General features: G+C 50.7%; 8 protein-coding genes and 1 tRNA gene. 4 read left to right on the top strand and 5 right to left on the bottom strand.

Annotated features, from left to right (window positions below; genetic code table 11):
- The first annotated feature begins 203 nt into the window (after positions 1 to 203).
- Positions 204 to 294 (top strand) — tRNA-Ser (locus RGU75_RS14135).
- A gap of 701 nt (positions 295 to 995) precedes the next feature.
- Here the strand turns inward: RGU75_RS14135 and RGU75_RS14130 are convergent.
- The 5 genes from RGU75_RS14130 to RGU75_RS14110 form a co-directional block, all read right to left on the bottom strand.
- On the bottom strand, positions 996 to 1,682 hold the full coding sequence (locus tag RGU75_RS14130) for a RibD family protein (RefSeq protein WP_322236951.1): 687 nt from the start codon (positions 1,680 to 1,682) through the stop codon (positions 996 to 998).
- Positions 1,683 to 2,028: 346 nt separating this feature from the next.
- A complete protein-coding gene (locus tag RGU75_RS14125; RefSeq protein WP_322236948.1) occupies positions 2,029 to 2,874 on the bottom strand; it encodes a FadR/GntR family transcriptional regulator in 846 nt (281 codons plus the stop codon).
- 485 nt (positions 2,875 to 3,359) lie between these two features.
- Positions 3,360 to 4,592 carry a CaiB/BaiF CoA-transferase family protein gene (locus tag RGU75_RS14120; protein WP_322236945.1) on the bottom strand — a complete coding sequence of 411 codons (1,233 nt, stop codon included), beginning with the start codon at positions 4,590 to 4,592 and terminating at the stop codon, positions 3,360 to 3,362.
- Positions 4,593 to 4,702: 110 nt separating this feature from the next.
- Positions 4,703 to 5,848: an acyl-CoA dehydrogenase family protein gene (locus RGU75_RS14115; RefSeq protein WP_322236942.1), complete on the bottom strand. Its 1,146-nt coding sequence runs from the start codon at positions 5,846 to 5,848 to the stop codon at positions 4,703 to 4,705.
- The gene (locus tag RGU75_RS14110) at positions 5,838 to 6,989 is read right to left on the bottom strand and encodes a hypothetical protein (RefSeq protein WP_322236940.1); all 1,152 of its coding nucleotides are present in this window, start codon (positions 6,987 to 6,989) and stop codon (positions 5,838 to 5,840) included. The genes RGU75_RS14115 and RGU75_RS14110 overlap by 11 nt, the downstream gene beginning before the upstream one ends.
- A gap of 868 nt (positions 6,990 to 7,857) precedes the next feature.
- Here RGU75_RS14110 and RGU75_RS14105 point away from each other — a divergent pair.
- The 3 genes from RGU75_RS14105 to RGU75_RS14095 all read left to right on the top strand — a co-directional run bounded on the left by RGU75_RS14105 (position 7,858) and on the right by RGU75_RS14095 (position 12,028).
- Complete coding sequence (locus RGU75_RS14105) at positions 7,858 to 8,868, top strand: tripartite tricarboxylate transporter substrate binding protein (protein ID WP_322236938.1); 1,011 nt, start codon at positions 7,858 to 7,860, stop codon at positions 8,866 to 8,868.
- An 82-nt stretch (positions 8,869 to 8,950) separates the two neighbouring features.
- A complete protein-coding gene (locus tag RGU75_RS14100; RefSeq protein ID WP_322236936.1) occupies positions 8,951 to 10,198 on the top strand; it encodes a CoA transferase in 1,248 nt (415 codons plus the stop codon).
- Positions 10,199 to 10,618: 420 nt separating this feature from the next.
- Positions 10,619 to 12,028 (top strand): HD-GYP domain-containing protein, encoded by a 1,410-nt coding sequence (locus RGU75_RS14095; protein ID WP_322236934.1) that lies wholly within the window; start codon positions 10,619 to 10,621, stop codon positions 12,026 to 12,028.
- Positions 12,029 to 12,637: the final 609 nt, after the last annotated feature.

Raw genomic sequence — 12,637 nt, 5'->3', positions numbered from 1 at the left:
GATTCAGATTGTCGTTAGCTTCCCTTAACCTTTGGACCAAGCCGAAAAATTTGGTTTAAGTCCGCTTGAGGCTAGGTAAATCGTTAAAAGTGAACTGTTTAAAACCGAAAGTCGCCAGACCACCAAAAACATTGTTATAATCTGCGGCTTCGCGAAACACGGCTTCGGTAACATCGAGTCAGTTAGAGAAGAGTAGTAAAACAGGAGAGATGGATGAGTGGTTTAAGTCGCACGCCTGGAAAGCGTGTGTAGGTTCATAGCCTACCGGGGGTTCGAATCCCCCTTTCTCCGCCAAGAACATAGCGCGTAAGTCTTTGATTTCAAAGACTTACGCGCTTTTTTTATGGGCGTTCGATAGGTATAAGGTTAAACGAGTTAAAACGGACATACACAGGCACTGACAAGGGGCGTACAAAGTTGCACATGCGGCGGGGTCAACAACTTTATGCGACGCCCGAATTTGGGTACTCACACCTCGGAATGCCGGGCGCACCTTCGACGCACTATCGCTTGGATAAGTGAAAAGCGGATGTGAACCAGGCATCTTGCGGATCCCCGCCTAATTTTACAATTTAGCGGTATTACCTCGAATTTGAAGGATGTATCAACTTTACTTCGCGCATTACCGAAGCAAAATACAAGCAAACCGCAGCTAAAACAGGCGTAATTGCTGCGAATTCAATGACTTCTGGCTTTCGTATTGTTTGCAGATTGACCTCAATTGAGGCAAGCCCTGGAGGATGTTGATTTGGTACACAACACGCCAGGAGTAACCCGCCAGGTTTTCCATTAAGAAATAGCAACTCTGACCGGTATCCCGCAGTGCGCCGTTCATTTGATCCGGTGGATCTGGTGTGTTTTGGCCATACCTTAGCTAAGGTCCAGGCTTACTGCTGGTTCAGCGATGCTGCCGATTTGCAGACACTTTCTATACTGCGCATCAAAATTGAGGGATGCACGTATTAAAATCCCAAAAATGCTATTTTTTTGGGACATCACTGCTTCTTGTAGCGCAACCACACACCGCCGCCTTCTTGGATATCTGCCGACTCTAATGTAAGGTAAGTTGGCTGCGACCAGACATCTTTGGCGATCTCAAACGATGCGGGATGCTCACCACGTCCATCAATCAGCGGCAAGATAAGAACACTGACCTCATCGACAAGCCCTGCGTTTACAAATGACCCGCTCACCGCGGGTCCGCCTTCGACGATAAGACGCTTAGTGCCAAGTTCATTTGCAAGGGTTGCAATGACATGGGCCAGATCAATTTCTGTCTTGCCACCAAAAATATAAGACACGTTGATGGATTTCAGATAGGCCAAATAATCATCCGACACCGCTTCTGTCACAACCGCGACGACATGCGAAGCGAGCGCTACGTTGCTCTTCCAAGCCACTTTGCCGTGAGGGTCAATTGAGATGGCATAGCAGTCCGCATTGCGGTTGGCAAAATAATGAATGCGTGGAACGGGTGCTTTGGCCAGGCCTCTCTGATAATCGTCACCGTGCGCGATTTCCTGCATTGTGACCCTACCGCAGATCCATGCATCGAACTTGAATTGCTGAGCAAGCTTCTCATACAGGTCGCCAGCATTTTTTTTAAAAGGGCGCGCCCAGCCGTCAGTGAGCGCGTGTCCATCAATGGAGGACAACATATGACAGATGACATATGGCTTCATGAAAAACTCCCAATAATCTTTGATGGTTTATAAATTCTTATCAAGTTGATCCACCTAATCGGCAGGCGGTCAGATTCGCGTAAGACTACCACATCTAATTTTTAGTATAGACGCCACCGTTTTAAGCGTGTGCGGATGAAGTCGGTAAAAATTGCACCCCGATATGAAGTCCCATCGCGTCGAGGATAGCCGACAAGCAGCGAGGGACGGGATTCCCATCTGATGACAACCTGCGGTAGAGCCGGGCCGTACTCAGGTGAGACGATTTAACCGTGAGTTTTACTGTCAGTTTTGATGTAAAACAGCGTCGGATACTTTCCATCAATCAGCGCTGCAGTCTTCGAATTCACTGGGCCAGACGCGCAGGTCGCTTAACAATCCCAACCGCACGCAGTTCACCAATCGGCTCATTCAACACATCAATCGTTCTTGGCGCTCTATATGCGCTCATGACCAGGTCGCGGGTGTGTTCCAGATGCGTGCGCCAAAACTTCTCGGCGGCGGCGGGCGTGCCGCTGCGCATCAGCTTCACCATTTTTTGGCGGTCTTTGATGCTGTCTTGACGTAGCTTGTCGACACTGGCTTTTTCGATTGTGCGTTCTGTTACATGCTCGTGCTGGCGGCGGATGATGTTGTAGATTAGTGAAGCGAGAAGATGGATCGTTTTGTTGCCGCAGTGGCGAGTAATAAGCATTGAGAACTCAGCGCTGAGATCGGCGTAGCGTATCAGATCAGACTGCGCGGCCTCGCGTGCTTCGGCGATGTTTGCCTCAAGCTCAGCTAAGGCGATGGGGTTGCGCGACGCCGCCAGCAATCCGGCGGCTGGTGGTTCAATGACGATGCGAGCGAGCCATATGTCTTCTAGTGTCGTGCCTTCGATTTGTAGAAACAGACCGACTTGGCGGGCCGCGGCACCGACATCGATTGAGTTCACACGTGCCCCACCGTGTCTGCCGCGGGCGATGGTGATGAGCGACTCAGATTCGAGAAGGCGCAACGCTTCGCGAAGCGTTGGACGCGAGATGCCGAATTCGATTTGTAGTACGTTCTCGGGATGTAACTTGTCGCCAGGTTTGAGCTTACCCGTGACAATTTGACGGCGTAATGCCTCTGCTACTGTAGCGGCGGCTTTTTGAGGTTTACGGGATACCGTAGTAGTGGTTTTGCGGGGCTTGGTTACAGTATTTGTCATGCAAATTATATTAGCACATGTCGTTATTAAACGATAAATGGAAAATCGTTTTAGGTAGATAAATTGGCCTGATTTTTTGACGATTTCAAACGTGAAAAAGCAAGCGTTTGTGTGCATTCCGTAAGCAGCGACGTTCACTACTTTTGAGATTAAATAATGGCAATGACAAGGCGAAAAAAGATGGGAACAATTACCCGAAGGCCACCATTTTTAACAAAAGATAATCCTTCTTTGCAATCGTTGACATTCGAAATATCAGTTTTCTTTTACCTATCTGGTGAAAACAATGGGAGAACGCAAATTTCGCCACCGAATCCAGCAAGGCTAGTTCGCCATAAGGCGTTTGCGCATGCACAGCTAAAACAAATCGATCACCTAAAATGCAGCACAAGTCACCTAAAGCGATGCAACATCACGACATTGATTAAACAAATGTCGCTAGTTGCATCACAACCCAAAAAAGCCCGAATTTTCAAAATGCAGATTTACGCAGCGCCGCCAATGGGTATCGTCTTGTCCGAGCCGGTATGACGCGAGATATCTTCCTGTGTTGCTTCTTTGATGGTGCCATCCTCCTGGAGTTTTGCGATCTCACCTTCCGAATAGTGCAGTTCACGCAAGATCGCTGCCGAATGTTGCCCGAGCGCTGGCGCGTCGAAGCGTGTGTGTCCCGGTTCGTCCGTGAATCGGATTGGATTGCCGATATGGTCCCAGCCACGTTCATCGGTTATGACAGCACCACGCTGCCTGAAGTGGGCGTCTTCGAGCATTTCAGGCAGCGTTTGCACGGGTGCGAAGGGTATATCTCGACCCTTGAAATAGGCCACCCACTCGCTCTTGGTTTTAGTGCGGAAGGTTTCTGTCAGAAAGTCACGCACAGGATGTTGCCCCTTACCTGGCGGCAGCTTGCATATATCGATCAGATCGGGCCGGCCCAGCATGGTGAGAAGATTGACAGCGAATTTCATCTCTTGCCCGCCGAGCGCGATCCAGTCGCCATCCTTGGTAGCGTAAATGGCGTAGAGCGCGTTGCCGCCGAGCGAGCGCGCCTCGGGGACGTTAGGTTGACGTCTCCCCGCCATCGCTGTGTCGAGGTTGTTGGGAATAGCGGCAAGCAAGCAATCAGCCATTGCCATGTCGATAAAATCCCCGCGGCCGGTTTCTTTGCGACGAAGCAGCGCCATCATCACGCCTGAGAGCGTGACCATCGACGCCAGCATGTCTGCTGCCGGCAATCCGGGAATTGCAGGCTCGCCATCCCTGCCCCGGTTCAGCGACAGCACACCGGCCATCGCCTCAATCGCGAGGTCGTGGGTGGCGAGGTCACGGTACGGACCGCTCTGCCCAAAGGCAGAGATTGATGCATATACGATGTGCGGCGCGCGCGCGCTGATCTGTTGATAGCCGACGCCGATGCGGCCGGCCACGCCGGGCCGAAACGCCTCAATGACGACGTCCGAGACCTCGATCAGCCGCATCAATGCCTCCAGTCCGGCCGGTTGCTTTAGATCTAGCGCCAGGCTCTTCTTGCCGCGGCTGGAGTTGGCAAAGAATACGCTGACCCCGTCGCGCATCTCGCCAACGGCGCGAGTCGGCTCGCCCTCGTCGACTGACTCAATCTTGATGACCTCGGCGCCGTGATCGGCCATGAACTGCGTCAACATTGGTCCGGGCAGAAAGCGCGACAGGTCAATGACACGGATGCCTTCGAGCTTCATAAGTACTCCCTCTTGCTGTTAGTCCCCGCCGTCATCACAGCATCCGATTGTGCGCGTGATCCCATCATCGGGCGGATTTCCATGCATTTATATTGCAATGTGGTGTTGGTTCAAAATGGGGCGAATTCTTTCCCAAGTATGTCACGCGCAATGATGCCCAGATGCACCTCACGCGGTCCGTCCGCAGACTCCATTCCCAGACAATCCCGCAGTCGTTGCTCGAACGGCAAATCTTTCGCCCAACCGTAATGGCCGTGCAAACGCATACACGTATAAAGGACTTCGTTGGCCGCCTTCACGCCCCACCACTTGGCCATCGACGATTCTTTATCATGGCGCAGTCCCTTGTCCTTCAATGACAAAGCGCGGTAACACAACATACGTGCCGCCTCCAGCTTCGTTGCCTCCATTGCCAGTTCGTTTGCCACGCCTTGCCATTTTGAAAGTGAACGCCCCATAACTTGTCTGATCTTGACGTACTCGATTGTTTCGTCGAGGGATTTTTGGGCAGCGCCGATACAAGCCAATGGAACGAAATTGCGGTTGTAACCGATGATCGTCATCGCCCAGATGAAACCTTGGTTCTCCTCGCCGATCATATTACGTGCTGGTATCCGCACATTGTCAAAGAAGAAGCTACCCGCACGATCAATCCGTTGTCCCATGCGCTCGAAAGGCGTGGCGGTAACGCCAGGCGTGTCGGTTGGAACCAGAAAGAATGAAAGTCCCCGAGGTCCGGGTCCGCCGGTCCGAGCCGAGACGAACACCACCTTCGAGACCCCACAAAAGGTGATGCTGGTTTTCTCGCCGGTGATGATGTAATGATCGCCATCCTTAACTGCCTTAGTTGTGATGTTGCCTGCATCGGCACCACCGCCGGGTTCGGTGAAGGCCAGCGACATCATTTCGCCGTTGGCAATACGTGGAATCCACTCTTCTTGCAACTCTGGCGCCATGGACGAAGCCATTTCACCGAGGTGAATGGCGTTGCTGATGATGTACCGGATGTTATGGTCACAACGACCAATCTCCTCACACACGATCCCGCAGTCGACGAACGAATAACCCTGACCACCGTACTTTTCTGGAAGGCGCAACCGCAACAATCCCATATTGATCAGCTTGTCCATGAAATCCTTGGTCAGCCACTCACCGGTTCTGTCCCATCGCTTGTATTGGGTAAGAAGTTCCGCCTCAGCGTATTTCCTCACCGAATCGCGGATCATCTCTTGATCATCAGAATAACTAAAGTCCATTTGTCTTCTCCTTATGTCCATCATTTATAGATTCTCGCGGCCCTTGATAGTAAGGACCAGAGATAGGATGCTTCCACGGGGTGTAACCCTCTTTTTGGTATGCTTGCGGCCCCAACTTAAAATGCTTGGCCGCTTCCAGACTTTCTAAACCCGGAATGTTCGGATCGTAAAATGCATCCGGATGCATTGGTCTTGGGCCAGCCTTAGCCACGTGACCAAATACGGCGCGACCAATAATTTTCTCCAGCATCCATACGCAGTCGATGATCTTATCCAGATCCACGCCGGTATCGATGCCCAGTCCTTCCAGCATATGGATGACATCCTCGGTCGCCGCCATTCCCGATGCACGACCGTTCCCGCCGAATTGCCCGCCTCCGATTCCTCCGAGCGTTCCCTCAATGATCACAGTGTCGTCTTTATCCAGAGTGCGCAAGGCGGTATAAATCGCAGGCAGCGCCATGCCGCGCGCGTTATGCATATGCAGATTGAACTGTTTGACCTCGGGCCAACGAAGTTTGATTTTTTTGAGATCCTCCTCCATCTCGGGAGGCAAGCACCAACTCTGCGAATCGTGCAGTGCGATCTCAACGACGGCTATTCCGGCCGCATTTAACAAGGCCATTTGCCGCTCGAGAAAAGAAAAGCGATAATCCTGAGAAAACTTTCCCAAGAAGTTGGAACCCCACGCGGAGCCGATTCCAATGCGGGCTTTGCTGATGCCACGTTCCTTTGCATCCTGAATGACCTCTGGCCAACCTTCCATCATCTGCTCGACCGAGCGATTGACGTTTCTGCGCTGATGAACGTCGCAGATATCGAGAAACAGCGTACAGAACTCCTCTTCGATTGTCAGAGGGGGAGAATATTGCTCAGCGCGCTTCTTGGCCTTCTGATTGTGAATAAAGGTCAAGTACGTCACGCCCTCTTTCGGGTGGAATGCGCGCAACAGTTCCTCAAAGCAAGCCATCTGTGGAACGAAGAGCGGGCTGACAAAAGCGCCGACTGTTATCCGTTTCAAGCCGGTCTCGGAGAGTGCATCTAAAAACGCCACTTTGGCTTCCAGAGGAATGCACACGTCTTCTATTCCGAAACCTTCTCTCATCACCTCTTCGTTGTAAATCACGGTTGGCCAATTCACAGATGCGCTCCCAGTTTTCAGTCGTTTAATTTTCAGTCGTTTAACTTACTCCAGCGGCCACAGTTGTCGCATCTGCGCAATGGTCGGGGAGCGGATAATCAATCATCAAATCTAATTGTATAACTATTTAGATTATTGTGCGTTAAATCGTCTAACCTTATTTTCTAATATTTTTCACATAAGAAAATTAAGCTATTCAAATAGGCCAACTAGCGTCGCGCACTTTTCACCATATCACCATTTCGAAATGGTTTTTCGAGTGTGGCGCAATGAAATTTTTTTCTCAATTACCTCCCATCATGCTGTCATTCTTTAAACAACATTTGTCGCTTGATCAACTCCTCAATATAGATTGAGCATTCAGAGACAATTAATAACGATAGCCACCGGGGCCTAATTTTTAGAGACCTTTCTTTAGCGCCATCACCCCTACCAGCTTAGCTTACAGAGCTATTACCGTATTTTTTTACACGATGTGTGACTTCCAAAGAGATTGGAAACAGCGTCAAAAAAACAGGTACTTTGATCCACTCGCATGAAAACGATCAATCCATGACGTGATTGGATAATTGATCGGACACTATTTTTTTATATAAAGATTCTTTCGATGAAGAGAAAGAAATAGCCCGACAAACTGATAGGGCGTTTGCACAATTAAGTCCCAGTAACGCCTGTCATTTTGGCGTGTCGGACAACCTATCAAAAGGTAACAACATCATAAAATTGACTTTTTAAAAGTCCGCGGCTTCGGACCGAATCGATTTATTATTACATCAGAAAGTTAAATAGTTATACAATAAAAAAATGCCGCAGACCCGCAAAGGGCGCGGCGTTAATCAAGTTCAAGTTGATTTTTGAGGAGACAGCAATGGATTCATGGAATATCGGAAGAACAAACCGCAAGATTAAATTAGGAAAGGTATTGTCGTTGGCGTTGGCACTATCGCTGGCGAGCGCAGCGATCATCGCCCACGCCAGCCCCTATCCAAATCAGACAATCAAGATTATCGTGCCGTATTCGCCGGGTACCGGGAGCGACGTCATGGCCCGCACGATCGGCGAGAGCATATCCAGGAAATCACATGTATCAGTGATTGTCGAGAACCGGGATGGTGGAGGTGGTTTGATCGGCTCCCTGACTGCGTTGCAATCGGCACCCGACGGATACACAATTCTCATCGCCGCGAATCCATTCGTGATCGCACCGATCCAAAAATCTACACCGCCTTACGATCCGGTCAAAGACTTCGTTCCCATCGCAAAAGTGGCTACCATCCCTCTGGTGCTGGCTCTCTCCCCTGCTTTGCCGATCAATAATATAAAAGAGCTAGTGGCCTATGCCAAGGCCAACCCGGGTAAATTGAGCTATGCTTCCTCCGGTCCCGGCACAATCAGTGAACAGGAGATGGAGATTTTTAAACAGGCCACTGGCATTGATGTCGTTGAGATTCCGTACAAGAGCACTGCACAGGCTATGACCGACCTGCTCGGGGGCCACATTGCGTTGTTTCCCGTCGTGGTGCCTTTGGTGCAGCAGCATCTGCGCGCAGGAAAGGTGCGTGGGCTGGCTGTGTTTGACACCCATCGCTCGGCGCTTTTTCCAGATATCCCTCCCATTGCGGAAGGACTCGGCTTACCGACATATCTCCCGACGCCTGTCTGGTACGGTTTTGTAGCACCGGCGGGAACGCCAAAAGAAGTCGTAGCGACCCTGAGCGCCCTTATTAACGGCGCCATGCAGGATCCCGAAGTCAAAGAGCGTTTGGTCACAATGGGTGCGCAGTCGATCACCCCAACCAATGCGCAATTCACGGTCGACCTCAAAGCGGAATCCGAAAAGGCGAAGCAGCTCGCCAAGAGACTTGGCATCATACAATGACCAAGATTGGTTATCCCTCTCGGCACAGCAATAGCAATGCTAATTCATCACGTAGATATCTAATGAAATCACGCTCTTTGCCATGACACAACCTATACTCCACAAAGACACGCCCCTCAAACCAGCGCTAAAAGGAATACGCGTAATCGAGCTTGGCACCTTCATTTCTGCTCCGTTTGCCGCCACTCTATTGGCAGACTTTGGCGCTGATGTCATCAAGATAGAATTGCCAGAAGTGGGTGATCCTATGCGTACACTGGGCGCCTTTCCTTCCGACCGTGAAAGCGATAGCGGCTATTGGTGGTCAACAATCGGACGCAATAAACGGTCCGTCGCGCTCGATATTCGTACACCAGAAGGTCGCACCATCCTAGGCCAACTTCTTAAAACGACTGAACTTCTCATCGAAAACTTCCGGCCCGGAACGCTTGATCGATGGGGAATTACTTCGGCCTGGATGAAAGAGCAACGTCCCGACATTACCATCGTGCGTATTAGCGGCTACGGCCAAGACGGACCTTGGCGCGACACGCCCGGCTTCGACCGCAACGCCCAAGCCTTTTCAGGGCTGGTGTACGTCACGGGCGAAAAGGACACGGCACCGCAGCAAGCCGGATTGCCTGTTTGCGATTTCACCGCCGGATTATGGGCAGCCTTTGGCGCGGTCACCGCATTACTAGGCAAACATCTGCACAAAGAGAATGTTGGCGACGAAGTGGATCTGGCGCTCTATGAGACCATGATTCCCTTCCTGAAAGACATCCCGATGAAATACCGACATCAGGGAAAGGTGACGGAGCGCACCGGCAATACGCCCGACTACGTGTCTCCAGGTGGCGCTTACTTAACCGGCGACAATGAATGGATCTTCGTCAGCGGAACAGGTGACCGCGTCTTTGGTCGGCTCATGACCGTTGTCGGTCATCCCGAAATGCCGGAACAACCGATGTTTAAACTCAACAAGGATAGAGTCACGCATCGGCCGTTGCTCGACGCCGCCATCAACGCATGGTTGAAAACTCGCACAACCGAAGAAGCACTCGCCGCTTTTCAACTGGCAGATGTTCCTGCGGTAAAAATTCAAAGTATTGATGATTTGATGCATCACCCGCAAGTGATCTCACGCGGCAACTTTGTCGACGTGCCAGATCATGACCGTGGCGACGTATGCCTTACGTCACCGGTTCCCAGACTGTCACGCATGCCCGGCACCATCCGCTGGGCCGGCCAGCATTTGGGTGAGTCAAACCAAGAGGTTCTGCAGGGTGAATTGAATTTGTCCGAAGACACCTTGGCTGATCTGCGCGAGCGTAAGATAATTGGTCGTTAGGTTCAACATATTAGGAATTACTAATAAATGCTGAATATTAGGTATTACTAATATTCAGCGAAATATTTGCTATCCACTTTTTATGTTGCATGGCCCCTACGTGAACGTTTTTTTGACGCTTCACTTCAAGCAAGCCGTAGTGAATCATTAATCTGCACATGAAAGAAATACGTCATGCGCGTTTTGACTTATACCCCAACGCGTAACAATCTTAAAAGCGTTAAAAGCGTTAAAAGCGTTAAAAGCCTATTAGATAGCGCAATCGATAACGCACACGTTATTGTCATACAAAGGCGCGGGGTGAGGACGCAGTACTTACTCATTAAATTTCCCCCAAGCTACATACCAATATAACTCCCAAGACTCCCCCTCCGTCGCGTAGAATTAAGCTTCATTTATGCCAAGTAAGGGATGTCGCGGATGCACAACCTTCACACCAATTTGGATGCTTTTCCTCCGGCCGGTGGCATCAAACTGTCGGAATTGATCGGTTCGCTTAGCTATGCACTTGACATCACGGAAGGTCAACCGCCCGGGCATTGTATGCGTTGCTGCTGGATTGGAATGCACATTGGGCGTGAGCTGGGGCTTTCTGAGGACCAGCTATGGGATCTTTACTACACCTTGCTGCTGAAGGACTTGGGCTGCAGCAGCAACGCCGCACGCATCTGCGAGCTGTATCTCACCGACGACATTAACTTCAAGCGTGACTTTAAAACTGTCGGTGAAAGTCTACCGCAGGTGCTTAAATTCGTTCTCAACCATACCGGCCTTAAGGCTGGACTAGCCGACCGTTTTCGTAGTGTGTTGACGATCTTGCGCGACGGTAGTCAAATTGCGCGCGAATTGATTGCCACCCGCTGCCAGCGCGGTGCCGAAATCGCACGGCTGTTGCGATTTTCGGAGGCTGTCGCTGGCGGTATTTATAGCCTGGATGAACACTACAACGGACAAGGTAAACCTGATGGATTGGCGGGCGATGCCATACCTGTTTTTGCCCGTATTGCACTGATGGCGCAGGTCATTGATGTCTTTCTTACAGCCGATGGCATTGAGGCAGCAATCAACGAAGTACGCCTACGCTCAGGTCGCTGGTTCGATCCACAGTTAGTCCAAGCCTTTGAACGCGCAGCCCAAGCCAGTGAATTCTGGTCTACCCTGATCGCGCCAGATATCGCGCCAGCAGTTCTTGCGCTTGAGCCCAGCAGCTATGAAGTGCCAGTTGACGATGATTACCTTGATGATATTGCCGCCGCTTTTGGTCAGGTCGTCGATTCTAAAAGTCCCTACACTAGTGGTCACAGCACACGGGTAGCGTTTTATACGGATTTGATTGCCGAAGCGCTCGGGCTCTCCCTCGCCAGGCGCCGATGGCTGAAGCGTGGCGCGTTGCTGCATGATGTAGGAAAGCTGGGTGTCAGTAACAGTGTGCTGGATAAGGCAGGCAAACTTAATGCAGAAGAGTGGGTAGCAGTGAAGCTTCATGCCACCTACACCGAAACCATCTTATCGCGCATTGGCGCTTTTGCCGAACTGGCGCGGGTCGCCGGAGCGCATCATGAGCGACTGGACGGGCGCGGCTATCCTCGCGGAATCAATGCCGACGAGATCAGCCTTGAAACACGCATCATTACAACCGCCGATATTTTTGATGCCATTACCGCCGATCGCCCTTATCGCGGGCCAATCCCAGTACCGCAAGCACTAGAGATGATGGCCGCAATGGTCGGTAGCGCAATCGACAAGCAATGCTTTGACGGACTGAAAGCTGCACTGAAAAACTTATCCACCCAGCCCGACGTTCCCGACACTACCGAATTAATAGTCTAAAGCCAGCCAACCAAGTCGCTCTTCAATCGTCATCGCTTCATTATTAAACACGATGCTGACAAATCTAGTGCGTGCAGACATGTAAAGCTGATAGGTGAGATTAGTACAAACTGAATCACATCAACCATGACGGCTGTTGATGTTGCGGTTGCGGTTGCGGTTGTTTTTGAATTTGCTTTTGCTTTTGCTTTTGCTTTTGCTTTTGACGTACCCCTACATAGATGCTGCCAAGTTTTTCGGCTGTTAGTCGGGAATTGTTGGAAGACATGTTTGAGCGAAGCGAGTTGGTCTTTCAACCCGACTGACGGTCGAAAAACTTGGGGACCCGAAGGGCGGCGTCTCTGCGGTCGCCTTTTCTTTGGTTACTGTTCATTTGGCGAAGCAAAAGAAAGTAACTGGCTGTCGGGCCACCCCCGACAAGCATCCACGGAGCGCCAGCCGTTCAAGTTATCAACGACATTGAAATAATCATTTGCCAAACAATGCGCCATCGGCGCGTAGAAAAACAAAGCCTAATTTGTTGGGCAAATCGGCAAACAGCAAAAGCTAGAAAATCGAGACTTCAAAAAAAAGCGATGATGCTTTATACTCATTTCGTCCCTAAAAAAA

The organism is Glaciimonas sp. CA11.2 (genome assembly GCF_034314045.1).
In the GTDB taxonomy this organism is placed as follows: domain Bacteria; phylum Pseudomonadota; class Gammaproteobacteria; order Burkholderiales; family Burkholderiaceae_D; genus Glaciimonas.
Note: the sequence above shows the minus strand (reverse complement) of the source record. Positions and strands in the feature narration are given on the sequence as shown.